This is a genomic window from Nostoc sp. LEGE 12447 (assembly GCF_015206985.1).
GTDB lineage: Bacteria > Cyanobacteriota > Cyanobacteriia > Cyanobacteriales > Nostocaceae > Nostoc.
In genome coordinates this window covers 434,501-453,530 of sequence record NZ_JADEXT010000001.1, presented here as the reverse complement: position 1 = coordinate 453,530, position 19,030 = coordinate 434,501, and the positions used below count along the sequence as shown (strand labels likewise).

17 protein-coding genes are annotated in these 19,030 nt (G+C 40.9%); 8 read left to right on the top strand and 9 right to left on the bottom strand.

The genetic code is table 11. From position 1 onward, the window contains the following. The first annotated feature begins 112 nt into the window (after nucleotides 1-112). Entirely contained in the window at nucleotides 113-307 is a 195-nt protein-coding gene (locus IQ274_RS01925; RefSeq protein WP_163932203.1) for a WYL domain-containing protein, read from the top strand. Nucleotides 308-482: 175 nt separating this feature from the next. Here the strand turns inward: IQ274_RS01925 and IQ274_RS01920 are convergent, their stop codons facing one another. The 4 genes from IQ274_RS01920 to IQ274_RS01905 all read right to left on the bottom strand — a co-directional run bounded on the left by IQ274_RS01920 (nucleotide 483) and on the right by IQ274_RS01905 (nucleotide 4,085). Next, nucleotides 483-722: a hypothetical protein gene (locus tag IQ274_RS01920; protein WP_094327835.1), complete on the bottom strand. Its 240-nt coding sequence runs from the start codon at nucleotides 720-722 to the stop codon at nucleotides 483-485. 161 nt (nucleotides 723-883) lie between these two features. Then, nucleotides 884-1,867 (bottom strand): polysaccharide deacetylase family protein, encoded by a 984-nt coding sequence (locus IQ274_RS01915; RefSeq protein ID WP_163932206.1) that lies wholly within the window; start codon nucleotides 1,865-1,867, stop codon nucleotides 884-886. Nucleotides 1,868-2,092: 225 nt separating this feature from the next. Next, nucleotides 2,093-2,977, bottom strand: a complete 885-nt coding sequence (locus IQ274_RS01910) for an aspartoacylase (protein ID WP_193867200.1) — start codon at nucleotides 2,975-2,977, stop codon at nucleotides 2,093-2,095. Between the two features lie 52 nt (nucleotides 2,978-3,029). Beyond that, entirely contained in the window at nucleotides 3,030-4,085 is a 1,056-nt protein-coding gene (locus tag IQ274_RS01905; protein ID WP_193867199.1) for a glutathione S-transferase family protein, read from the bottom strand. A 598-nt stretch (nucleotides 4,086-4,683) separates the two neighbouring features. Here IQ274_RS01905 and IQ274_RS01900 point away from each other — a divergent pair. Next, nucleotides 4,684-6,171, top strand: coding sequence for a galactose oxidase-like domain-containing protein (locus IQ274_RS01900; RefSeq protein ID WP_193867198.1), 1,488 nt, complete (start codon nucleotides 4,684-4,686; stop codon nucleotides 6,169-6,171). 48 nt (nucleotides 6,172-6,219) lie between these two features. Further along, complete coding sequence (locus tag IQ274_RS01895; RefSeq protein WP_163932219.1) at nucleotides 6,220-7,170, top strand: hypothetical protein; 951 nt, start codon at nucleotides 6,220-6,222, stop codon at nucleotides 7,168-7,170. A gap of 80 nt (nucleotides 7,171-7,250) precedes the next feature. Here the strand turns inward: IQ274_RS01895 and rbsK are convergent, their stop codons facing one another. The 3 genes from rbsK to IQ274_RS01880 form a co-directional block, all read right to left on the bottom strand. Beyond that, nucleotides 7,251-8,183 (bottom strand): ribokinase, encoded by a 933-nt coding sequence (gene rbsK / locus IQ274_RS01890; RefSeq protein WP_193867197.1) that lies wholly within the window; start codon nucleotides 8,181-8,183, stop codon nucleotides 7,251-7,253. A 138-nt stretch (nucleotides 8,184-8,321) separates the two neighbouring features. Further along, a complete protein-coding gene (locus IQ274_RS01885; protein WP_193867196.1) occupies nucleotides 8,322-9,629 on the bottom strand; it encodes an Nramp family divalent metal transporter in 1,308 nt (435 codons plus the stop codon). A 382-nt stretch (nucleotides 9,630-10,011) separates the two neighbouring features. Then, nucleotides 10,012-11,700: a SulP family inorganic anion transporter gene (locus tag IQ274_RS01880; RefSeq protein ID WP_193867195.1), complete on the bottom strand. Its 1,689-nt coding sequence runs from the start codon at nucleotides 11,698-11,700 to the stop codon at nucleotides 10,012-10,014. A gap of 720 nt (nucleotides 11,701-12,420) precedes the next feature. Between IQ274_RS01880 and IQ274_RS01875 the strand changes: the two genes are divergently transcribed. Then, nucleotides 12,421-14,229 carry an ABC transporter ATP-binding protein gene (locus IQ274_RS01875; protein WP_193867194.1) on the top strand — a complete coding sequence of 603 codons (1,809 nt, stop codon included), beginning with the start codon at nucleotides 12,421-12,423 and terminating at the stop codon, nucleotides 14,227-14,229. A 52-nt stretch (nucleotides 14,230-14,281) separates the two neighbouring features. Continuing rightward, entirely contained in the window at nucleotides 14,282-14,707 is a 426-nt protein-coding gene (locus tag IQ274_RS01870) for a hypothetical protein (protein WP_193867193.1), read from the top strand. A 175-nt stretch (nucleotides 14,708-14,882) separates the two neighbouring features. Here IQ274_RS01870 and IQ274_RS01865 read toward each other — a convergent pair whose 3' ends face one another. Then, entirely contained in the window at nucleotides 14,883-15,293 is a 411-nt protein-coding gene (locus IQ274_RS01865) for a helix-turn-helix domain-containing protein (protein WP_193867192.1), read from the bottom strand. 184 nt (nucleotides 15,294-15,477) lie between these two features. Between IQ274_RS01865 and IQ274_RS01860 the strand changes: the two genes are divergently transcribed. After that, on the top strand, nucleotides 15,478-16,071 hold the full coding sequence (locus IQ274_RS01860) for an acyltransferase (RefSeq protein ID WP_193867191.1): 594 nt from the start codon (nucleotides 15,478-15,480) through the stop codon (nucleotides 16,069-16,071). A gap of 47 nt (nucleotides 16,072-16,118) precedes the next feature. On the opposite strand, the gene IQ274_RS01855 is transcribed toward IQ274_RS01860, so the two are convergent. Further along, nucleotides 16,119-17,501: a cytochrome P450 gene (locus tag IQ274_RS01855; protein WP_193867190.1), complete on the bottom strand. Its 1,383-nt coding sequence runs from the start codon at nucleotides 17,499-17,501 to the stop codon at nucleotides 16,119-16,121. Between the two features lie 253 nt (nucleotides 17,502-17,754). Between IQ274_RS01855 and IQ274_RS01850 the strand changes: the two genes are divergently transcribed. Together IQ274_RS01850 and IQ274_RS01845 are read left to right on the top strand one after the other, a co-directional pair. Beyond that, entirely contained in the window at nucleotides 17,755-18,387 is a 633-nt protein-coding gene (locus tag IQ274_RS01850; RefSeq protein ID WP_012409272.1) for a ParA family protein, read from the top strand. A gap of 2 nt (nucleotides 18,388-18,389) precedes the next feature. Next, nucleotides 18,390-19,010: a hypothetical protein gene (locus tag IQ274_RS01845; protein ID WP_163935370.1), complete on the top strand. Its 621-nt coding sequence runs from the start codon at nucleotides 18,390-18,392 to the stop codon at nucleotides 19,008-19,010. Nucleotides 19,011-19,030: the final 20 nt, after the last annotated feature.

Genomic DNA, 19,030 nt, shown 5'->3' with positions numbered 1-19,030 from the left:
CAGTAATAGTTTCAGCAATGTATATCTGGGGTGATATTTTGTCAATAAAACAACGTAAGTGACCAAAAAGCTTATTATTTCGTTCACCAATTCAGGCGATTAACCCAGACTTATGAATAAGACACATAGCAAACCTACTTACGTAGATTATATTGTTAAACTTCCTGAGCGATCGCTGGAGGAGTTTTGTCGCTGGATGTACCGCTTCATGGGCAATGCTCAGTTTATCTCTCCTCAATATCTAGCTGAACAACACCAGAAATTTGCCCGTGCATTAATAGATCGGTATTCTTCCAAAGCCATATAGATCGGGATGATTGACCGCCCAACTTCAACATAAATTTTTCCGTACCCAGTTTTTGTAATGCAACCCTCTTCCGAATTAGCTATAATTCTCTCCGTCAAAAAAAGACTGATCTTCCCAATTAGCAAACTACCTACCACTAACCCGATAATACGAGTTAGTAGTAGGTAGTTCACGCTCAATCTTCATGCCTTAACTGCCATACTGCACCGCAAGCGGCCCCAGCCCCAGCTAACAATCCGGTACTCATTCCTTGGATAGTTTTTTGGATCGGATCTTGAGTTAGACAGTCGCTTGTAACTTTACTGTCTTCCAAACAGAGATTACTTTCTGCCCAAGCAGCAGTACCTCCCAAAATTACACCAGTTATACTACAGGAAATAACTAGCAGCAAAAGGCGTTGAGTTTTTCTAACCATAGATAGATGTGCTAAAGATTAGAGATAGTAATTTACTTTTAATTACTTTACACATTCTTGCTAGCAAATGTCAGCTGGTTTCAAAACTGAAACAGGTCAAAGTTGATTTTGCCTGTATTAAGGATACAAATTGGATTGAATCAATCGCATAAATTATATTTTTACCTCTTCTGAGGCACTAATACTGGTATCTTATGGGCATCAGCTACGGATTTTGCATGTTGCCCAACAGTTACAACATTGAACTGACTGGATATAATTTCCAAACTTTTGTTCACTATCGCCAGTTTCTTGTAGGTGGGGAGACTCATTCCAGGGAAGAATGATAACTCTGGCACATCCTCTTGACTTACAAAGTCTGTAGGATGGAATAGCAAAGAAGGCTGGACACGTGTAAGTTTACACAGCCATAGGGCAATTCGGAGATATAGTAACGCAGCTTCAGAAGAAAATGTACTTATATACATTATGTAACTGAAGTGAATTGGCACCTTGAAAATTGGCATGGTGGTAACGGGAATTTCAGTCAATTTATCCTTACCCATCTTCCACTGGTAAGGTTTTAAAGGCTGCAAACCGTCTTTAAAACCGCCAAACAAGGCTTCGCGTTTCTTGCGTTCTTCCTTGCTCAGTTTACAGGTCATTAAATAATAAGCTCGTGCTATGGGCCCCAAAAATGTGGGAAAAGTTGAAGCATCATATTCGTATCCCCGTCGTGCTAGGACTTTCAATACCGCAGGCGAAAAACTGTATCCAGGCCCCCGAAAGCCGATAGGATGTTGATGAGTAACGCGCTTGATATGTTGTTCGGCCAACGCCACTTCTTGTTCAATTTCATCCTCTGAATATAGGTGTAGCCAAGGATCGTGGTAAAATGAATGATTACCTATTTCGTGACCAGCGTTAGCGATCGCTTGTAATGCCTTAGTGTTCTTTTCCAAGGCTGCATCCTGACCCACAATGAAGACTGTGATTGTCACATTCCACTGCTGAAAAATATCTAAGAAACGAGGGACTGCAATATCTAAGTAAGAGGGAAAAGTTTCCCAACCAGGAGCGCCCTGATTTTTTAGAAAAGACCAAACATTATCCAAGTCTAAAGAAAGACTGGCTATTGGTTTGTTTCCTCGTAGCTTCGTTTTCATTATGAGTTTAAGTATTTGGATAATTTTAAGCGTAAATTAAGTCTTAGGAAGACAGATTTAATAACCTGCAACTTTATTCCTTAGAAGTGACTACGACCCGCTATTAGACATCGCACCAGCTACAGAGATTATAAATTAGATCAGCATATTTTCTAGATTATGATGCTCAATCTATATCATTAGTTTCAATAAAAAGCGATTATACAAAAAATTTTAAACATCCTACTAGATATTGATTTGCTGTTTTTGAGTAAAACACATTGCAATTCCCTTTTCGTAGTAAGCTGCCTCATTAATAAAAATCGGCCAAACGGTAGATTCATCATCATAAACAATTGTTTTATCATCAAAGGTTATAAATATTGGATCTCCTGGGTTCAAGGCTTGGTAATCCTTGTCCTGAAGCTCTGGATGAATCATCGCAAAGATTTTCCCATCCTGTTGTTTTGGATAGTCCACAACTGATAAATGGTCATAGAGAATCAACGTTTCATTAGTTGATGAAATTTTACCTTGATTAAACTGTTCTAGATAGTCGAGAACCGCATAAACAAGTTCTTCTGTTTGTTGGAACAACGTCGCTTTTAATATACCCTGGGCAATAGGGCCAACCTCGATCGCAAAGCCTAATTCGCACAGGGAATTTACAAATGGATTTTCTGCAATTGATTTAAAAGAGCAGCGATAAATCCTCACCAAAGGGCTAATCTGACTGAGATAAGCAGCCAATTGCAAGTTTAAGGGATGACTATTTACCAAAATAATTGTCAGACCCATGTTAGCAGTACTGCTGTGTAAGTCTAAGATAAAATCTGCTTGTTTATTTCTGTTTGATCCTAAAATGTCCTGAATTGATTTAGCTTGCAATTCTTCGTAACTGTTAAGAGTTGGATCTTGTAAATCTTGCTGAAGAAAACAGCGATTTAAATCCTTCTCTAAATATCGCCTCCCGGCGGCAAAAGCGTTAGGATTTGCCAGCAAAGTAACTGTCTCAAAACTTTGTCTAGTAATCAAGTCGGGAAGTTGAGCAAATTTTTCGATTAAATAGGCCCCAGTAAACTCATTGCCATGAGTTCCACCAACAATTGCAACTCGATTAATCTGGTTCACAATCACACCAACTCCAGAATGCAGCCATCGAGGTATCAGTTCTCAATGTACATTATGAAGCATTCAGTGTGCCGATGCGATCGCGCCCAGATGGTTCATAAAGATAAGACATATCAGGCCCATCAGGAATAATCCCACCGGGATTGAGTGGGAAGAGGTTCCCGTAGTAGTCTCGTTTCACACTCTCGACATCGCAGGTATCAGCTACACCGGGAAGCTGATATACATCCCTTAAGTAAGCTCCCAAGTTGTGATAGTCTCGAATTCGCTGCCTATTGCACTTAAACAACCCGTAGTAGGCACTATCAAACCTAAACAACGTCGTGAATAAACGGACATCTGCAAGCGTGAGATTATCTCCACACAGATATCGACTAGTTTGCAATGCAATGTCAATCTCATCGAGAGTCGCAAACAGTTCATTACAGGCTTGATTGTATGCTTCTTGGGTTTGGGCAAAACCGCAGCGATACACACCGTTATTTACCGCGTGATAAATTTTCTCATTCCACCAGTCAATTTTCTCTTTGAGTGCTTCTGGGTAAAGATTCAGTGTGGGATTGTTGGCGAACTCGTTAAATTCCGAGTTCAGCATGACGATAATCTCTGAACTCTCATTGTTAACGATAGTTTTTGTTTGGTTGTCCCATAAAATTGGAACTGTTGAGCGTCCACTGTAACCAGGTTCAGCCCGTTGATAAAATTCAGCTAGTGTACGACAACCTTCAACTTCATCATTGAATATCCAACCGCCTTCAATGGGAGAAGGAGAGACAATACATACTGATATTACCGCTTCGAGCTTTTTGAGCGATCGCACAACCAGGGTTCGATGCGCCCAAGGACAACCCAACCCAACATAGAGTTTGTAGCGTCCTGCTGCTGGTGGGTATGGATTTCCTTCTTCTGTACCAATGAACTTGCGAAACTGGCTATTAGGACGAATATATGCTCCCGACTGATTGCTAGGAGCAAGCTTCGACATCATTATTTGCCACATAGTCGTCCAGACAAATTTTCCCAGCCAGATGATGAGCTTCGGAGGGAGTGTCCTCCCCTTTTTCTTAGGGAGATTTTTTTCGTCATCCATCGGAGTCGAGTTGCTCATGGTGACAATCTTGCTTTGGGAATTCTTACAAGCTAATCGTATCAAACTTGCGATCGCTTTGCTACATCTATAACCAAGGAGGTATTGCTTTTCTAAAAAACTGCTTACTTTCCAGACTTTAATATCTGTATCTGCTGTAATAAATTGCTAATTAATTTACTAAAAGGCTTAATGAGGATTTAGCGATATTTTGATTTTTTACCTAACGTGCCTTGTATCACATCAAACCATAATTTTCAAGTTTAATGTTAAGAAGTAATAGTATTTAAAACCTATTCATAAATCTATTTTAGAAACACACTTTTTAAACCAGCTATATCTAGTGCCAAGCCCGAAAATGCTTATATGATATGGATTACGGTATTATATACCTTTGTCCAAGAACCAAGTACAGAGATTAATTCAATACTAAGCAGCCTGGATGATTTACAGCATAATTACTATTGACTAAATAAATTTTACTTTAGCTTATTAATAATAATATCGGATCTTAATATCATTAATAAGTATAAAGAAGTCTTTCTATGAATATAAGTTTAGGAATAAATTACTTAAAGAAGAAAAACCTAAAATTTACGTAGTAATTATTGTAAATAAAGTGACTCAAACTAACAGAAGAAATAACCTTCTAGAGGAACCAGATTTAGGGACTTTCATAGCTCAGGCTACTGCTACAGACAAATGGCAAGTATTGTCTTACAAAGCCCCAATTATACCCATACATGCCGCCCTCCTTCGTACTGGTAAGATATTCTTTTTCTGTGGTTCAGGTAACGATCCCACTCGGTTAAATACTCCCTACGACAGTGTGGTTTGGGATGTAAACAAGGGAACCTTTACCCATCAAGCACCTCCATTAGATAGTAATAATCAACCTATTGACCTTTTTTGCGCTGGTCACTCCTTCCGCTCTGAGGGTCTGTTAATGGTTGCGGGTGGAACTCTGCGCTATGACCCATTTTATGGTTCACCCTCTGCTCTACTGTTTGATCCCATTACCGAGAAATGGGTCAAGATCCCATCAATGAATAATGGCCGTTGGTATCCTACTGTGTTAACACTAGGCAGCGGTCGGATCTTTGCACTGTCCGGGCCGGATAAAGATGGCAAGCTCAACAGACAACCAGAAATTTATTCTGTTACATTTTCAAATGGTTGGAACGCTTTTCCAATAACTAGCCCCTTTCCGGCATACGCACAATTGTTTCTATTAAGTAGTGGGAAAATTTTTTATTCAGGTGCCCAGATGGGCGATAACTCTGGAGTAGCGCCAACGATACTAACCCTGCCAGATACATTTACGCAATCCATTACAGAAAAAGTGGTGCCAGGGCTGCAAAACCCAGGCTTCGGTAATCAAGCTGCTAGTGTGCTTTTACCACCTGCACAAGACCAAAAAGTTATGATTATCGGTGGGGGTAGTAGTACTACAGCAACAAACAGGGTAAATATTGTAGATTTAAAAGCTACTAATCCAACTTACGTAGCAGCAAAGTCTCTAAATTATGCTCGGATGCATCACAGCGCTGTTTTGTTGCCCGATCGCACAGTCTTTGTTTGTAATGGTAGCAAAATGAGTGAGGACACAACACAATCAATGCTGCCAGCAGAAATCTACAATCCAGCCACAAATACCTGGACAGTAGTAGCTAAACAAGGTGTCCCTCGCGTATATCACTCTGTGGCCTTGCTGCTGCCAGATGGTAGGGTAGTTGCAGCTGGGGGGAACCCTCAACGAACTGTTAATGAACTGCGATTAGAAATTTACAGTCCTGCGTATATGTCGCGGTCACGACCAATTATTCAGAGCGCTCCTCAAACATTGAGCTACGGAGTGCAATTTACGATTCAGACACCCCAAGCCAGGAATATTAAATGGGTTAGTCTGATTAGACCAATGGCAACCACTCATTCCTGCGATACAGAACAAAGAATAGTAGATGTGCCGATTAATTCTAGAAACTCTACTTCTCTGAATGTCACGGTAACAAACAATCGAAACATAGCGCCGCCAGGGTGGTACATGCTTTTTATTAGTGACAACAATGGGACACCTTCAGTAGCAACCTGGACGCGAATATTTTAGCCTTACCCGTTTAACTTAATAAAAGTCATTAATTCTAGGAGTGGAAATATGAATTCCAAGCTCTCACGTCGGCAGTTTGGCCAGTTGGCAATTGCTGGAACTGTAGTATCTGGGCTTAGTTATTTAACCAACAAAGCCTTGGCGCAAACACCAAGTTTAAATCCAAGTTTAAATAATATTGTCGGTATAACTTCTGGCTCTATCATCACCACAGACAAAGCGGTTATTCCAGAGGTAAACACCACTGAATTAGATAGCACTGCCCCAAACAATGTATCCACAGATATTAAGCCTGTAGGACTTGTTTTGCAATCCTTAACTACAGGAAATAGTCAGGTACTTGCAAATAGTACGCCTTTAGCAGAGCCTGGTGAGATATTAAATATAAGTGGCTTCACTTCTTTAAGCGATGGCACACTTGTTGTAGCCACTACTCCTGTTACGATTAGTAGGAAACTGGCAACACCTACTCGGATTACATTTTTGGGTACGCCTATAAAAACTTTGATAGTCTCAGGACTTAAACAGAATCAACAGCTTGGGAGTTTGCTAGGCACTAATGATGGGCGACTCATCGGTCTAGTAGGTAAAAAGAACGGTACACCACCAATTTTATTGGTAGATATTAACCTTCAAACAGGAGAAATAAGTTCTATTAATAAGATTAAATTCCCGAACGATGAGCGGGTTAGCAATCTAGCTGAGTGTCCAGATGGAAAACTCTATACTTCTTTAGTTGGATTTCATGGTGATACAACTTTGGTGCAGCTAGATTCAAATCAAAAAAAGCCAATCAGACTGGCACAATTGAAAGTTGATGGTAAAGAATGGAATAATGGCTTACAAAGCTTAGTTTGCTCTGCAACAGGTCAACTCCTTGCCTTTGGAGCTATGAGGTATGAAACACCTAATGCTGTGTATAGCGTAGATAAGAACAGTGGAAACATGACTCGGCTACAAGACTTTGACGTTGCTCAGATTGCAATTGCTCGTAGCTAGAAGGGATTGGCTAAAACCCTTATACCTATTGCCTGTTGCTTATTGCCTTATTTCAACGACAATTATTTAGGCTTACTTACTTAATCTCTGACAGATGCCTTTTCCCTAAGAAAGGCATCAAATGTAAACCTATCGGGTAGTGAAGTTTGTGCGCCTGATTTTGTCGTCGCTAAAGCACCTGCTGCTGCGCCCCAAACAACTGCTTGATGTAAAGAAAGTCCTGCAAAAAGTGCCGCCGTTAAGCCACCATTAAAAGCATCGCCAGCTGCTACTGTGTCAACTGCATGAACTGGAAAGACGGGGACAAAAAACTTTTCCTCAGCAGTGGCACAAAAAACACCTTTAGCACCAAGTTTAACGATCGCACATTTCACTCCCCGTTGTAATAAAACTTCAGCAGCCTTTGCCGCTTGTTCCTCTCCATCCACAGGAAAACCCACTAGCTGCGCGGCTTCAACTTCATTGGGTGTAATAATGTCCACTAATGAATAAAGTTCATCTGGGAAATTAGATTGTGCGGGTGCTGGGTCGAGAATTACCCTAATTTTGCTTTTTCTTGCTGCTTTAGCGGCTGCAATCACAGTAGTAATCGGAATTTCTAATTGTAAAAGTAGTGCTGTCGCTTCTGGTAATAACTGCGACAATCGTTCTACATCTTCTTGATTGACACGCCCATTTGCACCAGGAATTACAATAATTTGATTTTCCCCAGCATGGTTTACGGCGATAATAGCAACTCCAGAATTAACAGTTTCATCTACAAAAATATTACCAATCTGCACACCAGATGATTGCAAATTTTTGACAAGTTCCACACCAAAATCATCTGCACCGACACGCCCCACCATTTGGGTAGGAATTCCCAGTTTTGCTAATGCTACAGCTTGATTTGCTCCTTTACCTCCCGAAACTTTAAAAAATTTTTCTCCTAGCAACGTTTCTCCTGGGACTGGCAACCGGGGCGTTGTTGCTACCAAGTCTATATTTATGCTGCCGAAGACGATAATGCTCATTTTTGTTGATCTTTAAAGACATTTAGCGTAATAGTCCAAGCGATTGCTATGGTTTATAGGTCTAACTTTTTCCAATTGCAGCATGACATTGAATCGCTACGCATCTTTTATTTCATCTTAACTGTTAGCTGATGACAATCATCCCAAAATACTTTGTAATAGCAACCAAACATTTAAACCTACGATAACAATAGCAACTAACCAGGCTAATGATTTCAACCACAAGGGATTCACAAACTCACCCATCAAGCGGCGATTACTCGTAAACATTACCAATGGAATCACTGCAAATGGTAACTGTAAACTGAGGATAACTTGGCTGAAAACTATCAGACTGCTTGTACTATTTTCACCAAAAATAATGATAGTAATTAACGCTGGAATGATGGCAATCAGACGGGTTATTAAACGGCGTAACCAAGATGGAAAGCGAAATTGTAAAAAGCCTTCCATAACAATTTGTCCTGCCAGAGTTGCAGTTAGCGTTGAACTTTGTCCAGAAGCAAGTAAAGCAATGCCAAAAATAGCACTGGCAGCACTAACTCCTAACAATGGTGAAAGTAATTTATAAGCATCTTGAATTTCTGCCACATGCTGATTACCAGAAAAATGAAATGTTGCGGCAGACACAATTAAAATTGCTGAGTTGATAAATAGTGCTAAAGATAAAGCAAAAGTTGAATCAATTGTACCAAACTTAATTGCTTCCCATCTTTTTTCAGTATTAGGCTGCCAATTACGGGTTTGTACAATTGAGGAGTGTAAATATAAGTTGTGAGGCATCACTGTCGCCCCTAAAATACCAATAGCAATGTAGAGCATTTCTGGATTCTGTAAAATCTCTTTCTTGGGCAGATATCCCAATAAAATCCCCCCCATATCAGGGCGAGAAAACAGAATTTCGGCTGTAAAACAGATGCCTACTGTTCCTACCAGCATTATTACTAGGGCTTCTGTATAGCGAAAGCCTTTATGTTGCAAAAATAACAATAGTAGGACATCCACTGCTGTGATGCAAACACCCCATACTAAGGGAATACCGAATAAAAGTTGCAGTGCGATCGCACTTCCTAGTAGTTCTGCCAAATCACAAGCTGCGATCGCAATTTCACACAGTACCCACAAACAAAAGCTTACCCTTCGGCTGAAATAGTCCCGACAAGCCTGTGCCAAATCTCGCCCTGTAGCAACTCCCAAACGTACACATAATGATTGGAGTAATATTGCCATCAGGTTCGACAGCAAAATCACTGTTAATAGAGTGTACCCAAACTTTGATCCCCCAGCGATGTCTGTTGCCCAATTTCCAGGATCAATGTATCCGACTGAAACCAGATACCCCGGCCCTGTATAAGCCATCATCTTGCGCCAAAAGCTGCTGCTGTTAGGAACTCCAATACTACGGTGAACCTCTGGTAAGCTAGGTTTTTTTTCTGGGGGAGTCATTTACTTTGTCGTTAAATATTCTCATATTCTTTTCATAATCTCATGAAATATAGAATAAATATCAAGCTTTAGGTGAGTATAGATCAATACATTTTGGTTATACCCATTCCAATACTTCTCGGTTAAGCATTTTTAATTCAGAATCAGGTTTTGGAAAAAGGTTAAAGGGGAAGGGTTAAAGGTTTTTTCTTTCCCTTTGCCCCTTCCCCTTTAACCTTTAACCGAGAAGTATTGATACCCATTCCATGCGATCCTGCGCCTTATTCATGTAGGGGCAATACTCTGCGGGTAATCCGTTGAAGAACTCGTAGAGTATGCTCCGCGTCTACATGAATTGCCTCTACAGGCTTATAGAGGCATCTTCAAACACAAATAAACGGTATCACTCCTTTAATTCCATCAATTCTTTTGTTTTCAAAGCAGCCGCTACAGGCTGAGAACATTCTCGAATCTGAGGAGAGATAGAGCAAATCGCATCTGTCGTTGTTTCAAAACAATTTGATAAGCCAATTGTTTTTAACAACCCTGTTCGTTCTAATAGTTGTTTGACTTCGGGTTGTAAGCCTGTGAGAATTAAGCGGCAATTGTGCCGTTCTAAGTCGTGGTAAATATCCTCTAAAGCTACTAATCCAGTTGTGTCCATATTTGGTACAAAGCGCAACCGGAGAATTAAATACTTCACTTCCGGTTCATCGCGGAGGAAGGTAGCAAAGCGTTCAGCAGCACCAAAAAATACGGGGCCATCTACGCGATAAACCGCAATTTCCTTACCTAATTCCAGAGGAGTACCAGGGGGAAATACTTCAGTTTCAGGTATTTTAACTAGGCTTAAATCGCTCATCCGTTTGATGAACAATGCTCCGGCTGCAATCAATCCTACTTCTACAGCGAGAACTAAATCAAATAAGATTGTTACTAGCCAGGTGAGAATCATCACCGCAAAATCAGAGTAGGTAGCACGCATCAATAAACCAATGGCTTCCCACTCAATCATCCGCACGCTAACTACCATCAGAATGCCAGCAAGTGCTGCCAAGGGAATCTGTTCTGCTAGGGGTGCTAAAGTTAAAACGATAATGGCTAAAGCAACGCCGTGAATTACCCCAGATAGTCGGGTTTTGCCGCCAGAACGGACATTGACAGCAGTCCGAGCGATCGCACCTGTTGCCGGGATGCCGCCAAAAAATGGGATAATAATATTTGCCAATCCTTGACCAATTAATTCGCGATCGCTATTGTGTTTTTCGCTCACTGTCATCCCATCAGCCACTACCGCCGACAGTAACGATTCAATACTTCCCAGTGCAGCCAAAGCCAAAGCCGGATTAATCAGTTCTCGAATCACACTAAAATCATTCCAGTGGGGAATGCCTTGAGGCATTGGTAAAGATTGCGGAATGCTCCCAATTGTGGGTACATCCAGATGAAAATAAGTTGCTATCCCCGTTGCCAACACCAACCCCACTAAAGAACCCGGTATTGTCGTATTAATCCTAGGCCATAAAATGTTGGCTGCCATTACCACAATTGCTAACCCAACAGCAGCCCAATTTAGAGCTTCTACATGAGTTAAACTTTGCCAAAGTCCCGGCAAAAAGTGTTCACTACGTGGTAGTCGTAAACCAAAGAAATTATTTAATTGACCGCAAAATATAATCACGGCAATACCATTGGTAAAGCCTGCCGTCACTGGATAGGGAATAAACTTCACTAGCTGTCCAAGTTTGGCAACTCCCAAGGCAATCTGGATAATTCCAGCCATTACCCCAGCAATCCAAACTTTCTCAAGGCCGTACTTGGCGACAATTCCCACCAGAACCACAGCCATTGCACCTGTCGGCCCTGTAATCTGTACTGGCGAACCACCAAAAATTGCTGCGACGATTCCCGCCACAATAGCGGTATAAAGTCCCGCCTTTGGTTCCACACCACTAGCTACTGCAAAGGCTAAAGCCAAAGGCAATGCTACCACTGCTGCTGTTAGTCCACCCGTCAAATCGCCACGCAGCCCACTAAACCAGCGATTTAGACGTAAAAGCTGTGGTTCTTCGAGGATATCAGAGATTGCCATATTCAGTTTTAACTCTTATAGACAATTTTTTGATGCACACATAGATGTGATATAATATGTGGCAAATTAAGCATAATACCCAAAACCTTAAAGAGCCACGGGTAAAAGCCCCTTTATTATAGACATCTCGGAAAAAAGTCAAAATTATATTGTCATTAGTTTGTAGGGTGCAGTCTTGAAGAATCAACCCATTTTGGTTTTAGATGAAGCTACCTCAGAGGTGGATAAGATTTCGATTCATTCTATTCCTTCATAAAGGACTGGGTTTAAGTGCCTCAGAGGATGTTTTAAAAGTGGTATGTTGTGATTTTAATCGAATTATTACCCCCCTTAATCCCCCCTTATAAAGGTGGGAAACAAGAAAATCTAGTTCCCTCACCTTTATAAGGCTACGGTGTACACACAAGTCTTCTAAAGTTGCACCACAAGCTTTTGATCCCCCCAACCCCCCTTTTTAAGGGGGGCAAAAAGCTCTCAAAGTCCCCCTTTTTAAGGGGGATTTAGGGGGATCTACGACGATTTTGGTTTTCTAGAAAGATGTGTGTACACCGTAGCCTTTATAAGGGGAGGGTTAGGGTGGGGTAAAAATATTTGATACATCAATCATGACTTTTAAAACATCCTCTCATCAGTCTGTCTGAATTAAGTCTTCAATCTTCAGATTCAGGACTCAAGACTTTGTTATGTGGTAATATCAACTGCACGAAACCGCAAAAAGCCGTGGCTACTGGATTAAAATCTCATCAGGTATCAAGAAGGCGTAAACATTCAACGCAGCCTCTCCAGCGTTTGCTTGAGTATGGACATCAGTATCGTAAACAAATTTGGCTAGCGACTACTTATTCTATCCTCAATAAATTTTTCGACTTGGCACCACCAGGCTTAATTGGCGTGGCAGTGGATGTAGTCGTTAAACAGCAGGATTCTATAATTGCCCAGTTAGGGGTACGCGATGTTTTTCAACAATTTTTGATTATTTCCTTCCTCACCGTCATCATTTGGATACTAGAATCTGTTTTTGAATACGCCTACGCTCGACTTTGGCGGAATTTGGCTCAGAATATTCAGCATGACTTGCGTTTGGATGCCTACAAACATTTGCAAGAGTTGGAATTGGCTTATTTTGAAGAACGCAGCACTGGTGGTTTAATGTCTGTCCTCAGTGATGATATTAACCAATTAGAGCGGTTTTTGGATGGAGGAGCAAATGATATTATTCAAGTTTCTGCAACTGTTCTAATTATTGGCGCTGCTTTCTTTATTTTGGCTCCTAGTGTAGCGTGGATGGCTTTGTCACCAATGCCATTTATCCTCTGGGGTTCTTTTGCTTACCAACGACTGCTTGCACCTCGCTACGCTGATGTCCGGGAAAAGGTAGGTTTCCTAAATTCGCGTTTGTCAAACAATATTAGTGGAATAACTACCATTAAAAGTTTCACTGCCGAAACTTATGAAGCCTCTCGTTTGGAATTAGATAGTGATGCTTATCGCCGCAGTAATGCCAAGGCAATTACTCTTTCTGCTGCTTTTGTACCGTTAATTCGGATGCTGATTTTGGTAGGTTTTACGGCATTACTCTTATATGGTGGGATGGCAGCAGTTTCTGGAAAAATGTCTGTAGGTACTTACAGCGTATTAGTATTTTTAATCCAGCGATTACTGTGGCCTTTAACTAGATTAGGCGAAACTTTTGACCAATATCAACGAGCAATGGCTTCTACTAATCGAGTCATGAATTTGTTAGATACTCCTATCGCCATTCATACAGGTGATGTGGCGTTACCTGTGAATGAAGTGCGCGGTGAAGTGCAATTTAAAAATGTTTATTTTGCTTATAAAGATAGATTTCCAGTAATTAAAAATTTGTCTTTGGATATTCCGGCGGGGAAAACCATTGCAATTGTTGGTTCAACGGGTTCGGGGAAAAGCACTTTAGTCAAACTTTTGTTGCGGTTATACGAAGTGCAAACTGGAAGCATTACTCTCGATGGCATTGATTTGCAAAGTTTGAATTTGCAAGATTTACGACGTTGTATTGGTTTAGTGAGTCAAGATGTCTTTCTATTTCATGGCACTGTAGCAGAGAATATTGCTTATGGTAGCTTTGAGAATACAGAGCAAGAAATTATCACGGCGGCGAAGATAGCCGAGGCACACGAATTTATTATTAACTTGCCCCAAGGTTATGAGACAATTGTGGGGGAAAGAGGACAAAAGTTATCTGGTGGACAAAGACAACGGATTGCGATCGCACGCGCAGTCTTAAAGAATCCCCCCATTCTGATTTTAGATGAAGCTACCTCAGCAGTGGATAATGAGACAGAAGCGGCAATCCAGCGATCGCTAGAACGGATTACAGTAGATAGAACTACAATTGCGATCGCTCATCGTCTTTCCACCATCCGCAATGCCGATTGCATTTATGTCATGGAACATGGGAAATTAGTTGAGTCGGGAACCCATGAGCAATTGCTGGAGAAAGACGGTATTTATTCCGGCCTCTGGCGTGTACAGTCAGGCTTAAGATAACTTTCCCCCCTTCTTTGTGTTTTAATTACGAATTACGAATTACGAATTATTTATGTTTTTTGGCAATAATCAACCAGAATCAGGTGATAACAAGTGGCGTGTCCAGTTGGATAGGTTTGTTAAAGCAAATCAGCAAGAATTGGCGGCGCTGTTTTGGGGATTGTGGTTAGCAAATGGTGATAGTCAAGGTACTGTTGGTATTGATTTGCAACCAACGCCGCATTTTGTTTATTGTCCGAAAGAACAGATAGAGAATTTAAATATTAAGGTTGAGAATCGGCTGCAAGAAATTTTGGGAATTGTCGAGAATCATAAGCCGGAAATAGAAGTTGTGATGATTGGCATTGGTAAAGGTGAAATTAAGTTAATTCAGTTTGCACCGGAACCAGCACCACCGATTTGTTTTGAGCAATCTGGGAAGGATGTGGATGGGTTATTAGATGTGTTGGAAGAGAGGATGAGGGAGGAGTTGAAATGAGCAATCTGAGCTAGCTGAAAATAAATATCAATAATTAAAGAGTACAGTAGTAAGATTTAAAATGACAATCAGATAGTCTTTTTTCATGCGGCTTAACCTATTATTTTGAATAATAAATTCTGGAAATAATTAACTCCAAAAATAAATTATCATGTATCTCGACATAAATTAATATCTATCTTGATTCAAAAAAAGCAGATGGCGAAATGTGAAAAAACTCCGCAAGTTTACCAATGTGATTAACTGTTAGCTTGCGCTGTCCACTCAAGACTTCAGATACAATAGACTCGGTTTTAAAAATAGGAATTAAATCTTTTTGTCGCAAACAAAATTCGGCTGTCAACGCTTGAAGTAATTCCACGCCATGAATATCAGGTATAGAATGATGTTTTTGTTCATACTCATAAACCAGAGTACCTAAAACATTGAGATAGTCTTGTTCATCTGGTGTTAATTCGCCTTTATCAATCAAGGAATCAATGACTTCTTGCATAGCCAGAAATTCTTTCTCGGAAGTTATGGGACGAGGAGGAAAAGATTTGAGTAATTTAAAATATGTTTTAGTAACACGTGTTTCAGGAGTCATTTTGCCAGATATCTGATAGTTTCAATCCCTAATAGGGATTTTGAATTATTATAACTTTCACGTGAGAGAAAATATTCTAATTGGGGAAACCTAACAACAAGCGTGACGTGTGCTAGATAACCGGCTTTATTTTATTACCTTTCTGGGCTAAAACCAGAGGTTAGTCAAACTCCTGTGAGGTTTTATGAAAGAGATAAAAAATAAAATTACGAATAAATTAGAACGACTATTAGAACAATGGCTAGTACCTCGTCTGGTACGGTGGGGAGAATATCTAGAAACCAAAATCAGGCGCTACAAGCATCAAGAACTGAAAAGTCAATTAAAATTTTGTGGCTCAGGTTTACGATTTAAGCGAGATATTAAAATTGACCATCCACAAAATGTCTCTTTGGGAAATAAAGTCTATATCGGCCCAGATGTCTTATTAGATGGTCGTGGGGGAATCACAATTGGCGACAACACCACGCTTGGATTTAATGTTATTATCCTCTCTGCAAATCACGACTATCAAAGTAATGATTTGCCTTATGAACATAATGTCTACATCCATAAACCTGTTGTCATCGGCCGCAATGTTTGGATTGGCGGAAATGTCTTAATTATTCCGGGAATTACTATTGGAGATGGTGCAATTGTGGCGGCTGGTACGGTTGTAACTGCTAATGTGGAACCTTTAGCAATTGTTGGGAATCAACCGATGAGAATAATTAAATACCGCGATAAAGAACATTATGAACAACTCGCTAACAAGCAAGAAAATCAGGATATCTCGTAATTATTACAAAATAGTAGGGTGGGGATTAAAATGCCCACCCTACTTGCCTAAACTAAGGCTGGCGTATTTGCACGCTTGACTTGAGGTGTAGCAACCATACGCATTCCGGCCGGTGTAGCGACAGTTAATCCACGGCGTACAGGACGCACAGGACGTTTATTAACTAGCGATACTTGAAAGTCAGATAGAACAGTTGCTAAGACAATTTTCATTTCATACTGGGCAAATGCCATCCCAATACAGCGACGATTACCGCCACCAAAGGGTAAATATTCATAAGGTGAATATTGTCTTTCTAAAAAGCGTTCTGGTTTAAACTGCTTGGATCGTGGATAAACTTCTTCTCGATGATGCGCTAAATAAATACTGGGGATTATCACCGTTCCCTCTCGCAGTTCGTAGCCCATAATTTTAATTGGGGTTTTCACAATCCGGGGGAAAGCAGTCATGACAATTGGGTAAATTCGTAGTGTTTCTTGGCAAACTGCTGTCAAATAGGGCAATCTACCTACACTACTCAAATCGTGGTTAACTCCAATGGTGTTGAGTTCCTCTAGCAACTTCTCACGCACCTCTGGTAAACGATCAATCCAGTAAAAAGCCCACGTCAATGACGAAGCAGTAGTTTCATGTCCCGCTACTAGCAGTGTCATTAACTCGTCATGTAATTCTTCATCTGACATCCCTTGACCATCGTCGTAACGAGCCGCCATCATCAAACTTAGGATATCTTGGCGATTTTGATCGGTTTGGGCCCGACGTTCTCGAAGTAAAGCATAAATCAGTCGATCAATTTTTTGCCGTTGTTGCAGAACCCAACCCCACGGACTCCACGCACCGAAATCTTTTTGCATGAACTGGAAAAAGAAGGCGCTGGACATTATGGGCGAACTTATAAAGTCTAGTAAGTCACTTAGCGATCGCCTTAGTTCTTCAAAAAGCTCTCCCTCATTCAAACCAAAGACAACCCGTAAGATAACACGCAAGGTAATTTCCTGCATCGACTCACGGATCTTAAAAGGCTTGCCAATTTGCCATTCATGGCTCACCTGTTGGGTTATTTTCCGAATTTCCTCACCATAAGCCCGCATCCTTTCGCCATGAAAGGGGGGAGCTAAGAGTTGCCGTTGACGCTGGTGGCGATCGCCATCTGATAACATAAAGGAGCGATCGCCAAGTAAAAATCTTAGTCCTGTATTTCCCCTCCCAACCTCAAAATGCCTCGAATCAGCAGTAAAAATCTGCTCAAGTGCTTGGGGTTGACTAAAATACACAAGATGGTTATCAGAGCTAGTACTCCTGATGGTGAAAGTGTCGCCATAGGTTTTGGCAAAATCATCAACATATTTCACTGGCTGACTAATAAACTTGATCATCCTCAACCAGCGCGGCATTTGAGGCCCATCAGGTAGATTGTAAGTTGCTGTCATAGGAGTTTGTAGATTTGATGGCTTCTGAATTTTATTGTTACGACTTTTCATGTTACTTAGGGTTACAGAAAGCGGTATATTCATGATTGGGGACTAGAGACTGGAGACTGAGAACTGAAAAGAGAATAATAAAAACTCTTGTACAGACGCGATTCATCGCGTCTCTATTCCTAACTCAGCACTCAGCACTCCTAACTCAGCACGGGCTAAACGCCCCGCTAGCGCTAACAAGAGGCAGCATCGGAAGCAAGCAGTGCCAAAAATCATCGCTATTCTCAACGGTAAAGGAGGAGTCGGCAAAACGACTACCGCAGTCAATCTGGCTGCAAACTTTGCGAAGAAAAAAAAGGTGTTGCTGATTGATGCAGATATTCAAGGTTCTGCCAGCTGGTGGTTTGGGCGCAGTCAGCAGGGAATGGGATTTGATTTATCTCAAGAAACAGATCCCAAGCTTTTAAGTGATTTAGGAAAGATAACAGGTTACGATTTAGTAGTGGTGGATACGCCTCCCGCGCTGCGCTCTGAAGCATTAGTGGCGGTAGTTGCGATCGCAGATTATCTAGTTTTGCCTACACCCCCATCCGCAATGGATTTAGCTATCCTCGTGGAAACAGTCAAGGAAGCCGTCATCCCCGTGGGAACCCCCCATCGGGTACTGCTTACTAAAGTCGATACGCGCAGCATTGGGGAAGCGCTAGAAGCAAAAAACACTCTCACTAGATTAGGTATTCCTGCTTTTAATACCTTTATCCGTGCTTATAAGGCTCATGAACGAGCGGCGCTTGAGGGTGTAGCGATCGCTCAATGGCGAGGAAGTAATGCACGAGAGGCGGAGTTAGACTACCGTCGTGCAGCTGATGAATTACAGCGTGATTGGAGAAAATAATAATGGCTAGGAAACAAAGTCTCTCTGACTTACTACAAGAAGAGGCACAAAAATTTACACCCCCAGAAGGTGAATCTGCGATCGAAGTTACAGCACAAGCAATTACCGAAGAACAGGCTTCATCTGATGAAGAATCCTCAGCACAAACATCTGAGCCAAATTCTACTAAGCGTACAAGCCCAACTAAAGCTGATTTAGAAGCAACTGTCAAAGAATTAACAAGTAATCTAGAAAAAAGCCATAAAAAGGAAGCATCTCTAGGGCAAGAAATTGCTGATTTGCAATCAAAATTATCTAAACAACAAACATTAGCATCGGAACACAAATTATTAGCGCAACAGGTAACAAAAGAACTTGAAGAGACCAAAAAAACAGCACTGCAACTTGCAGAAGCAAATTCCAAGCTTATAGAAGAAATTAATGCCTTAAAACAAACAGCAGAAGATAATTCTAAAAAACTTGTTGTCAAAGAAAGTACTGCTATCAAACCAGTCAAAGACCATTACAATCCACTTAACTACAAAAAATCACATCGTTCATCGGAAACGTTAGCTCAAAATCAACCACAAAATCAACCAAATGAGTATCCTGATAGTTCTAATGAGATGTGGTTACTTGACTAGAGTTGATATCAGTTCTTTGT

What these genes read in the sequence shown, in the direction of transcription:
- IQ274_RS01925 (WP_163932203.1), top strand. Translation starts at nt 113, where the DNA reads ATGAATAAGACACATAGCAAACCTACTTACGTAGATTATATTGTTAAA.
- IQ274_RS01920 (WP_094327835.1), bottom strand. Translation starts at nt 722, where the DNA reads ATGGTTAGAAAAACTCAACGCCTTTTGCTGCTAGTTATTTCCTGTAGT.
- IQ274_RS01915 (WP_163932206.1), bottom strand. Translation starts at nt 1,867, where the DNA reads ATGAAAACGAAGCTACGAGGAAACAAACCAATAGCCAGTCTTTCTTTA.
- IQ274_RS01905 (WP_193867199.1), bottom strand. Translation starts at nt 4,085, where the DNA reads ATGAGCAACTCGACTCCGATGGATGACGAAAAAAATCTCCCTAAGAAA.
- IQ274_RS01895 (WP_163932219.1), top strand. Translation starts at nt 6,220, where the DNA reads ATGAATTCCAAGCTCTCACGTCGGCAGTTTGGCCAGTTGGCAATTGCT.
- rbsK (WP_193867197.1), bottom strand. Translation starts at nt 8,183, where the DNA reads ATGAGCATTATCGTCTTCGGCAGCATAAATATAGACTTGGTAGCAACA.
- IQ274_RS01885 (WP_193867196.1), bottom strand. Translation starts at nt 9,629, where the DNA reads ATGACTCCCCCAGAAAAAAAACCTAGCTTACCAGAGGTTCACCGTAGT.
- IQ274_RS01880 (WP_193867195.1), bottom strand. Translation starts at nt 11,700, where the DNA reads ATGGCAATCTCTGATATCCTCGAAGAACCACAGCTTTTACGTCTAAAT.
- IQ274_RS01870 (WP_193867193.1), top strand. Translation starts at nt 14,282, where the DNA reads ATGTTTTTTGGCAATAATCAACCAGAATCAGGTGATAACAAGTGGCGT.
- IQ274_RS01865 (WP_193867192.1), bottom strand. Translation starts at nt 15,293, where the DNA reads ATGACTCCTGAAACACGTGTTACTAAAACATATTTTAAATTACTCAAA.
- IQ274_RS01860 (WP_193867191.1), top strand. Translation starts at nt 15,478, where the DNA reads ATGAAAGAGATAAAAAATAAAATTACGAATAAATTAGAACGACTATTA.
- IQ274_RS01855 (WP_193867190.1), bottom strand. Translation starts at nt 17,501, where the DNA reads ATGACAGCAACTTACAATCTACCTGATGGGCCTCAAATGCCGCGCTGG.
- IQ274_RS01845 (WP_163935370.1), top strand. Translation starts at nt 18,390, where the DNA reads ATGGCTAGGAAACAAAGTCTCTCTGACTTACTACAAGAAGAGGCACAA.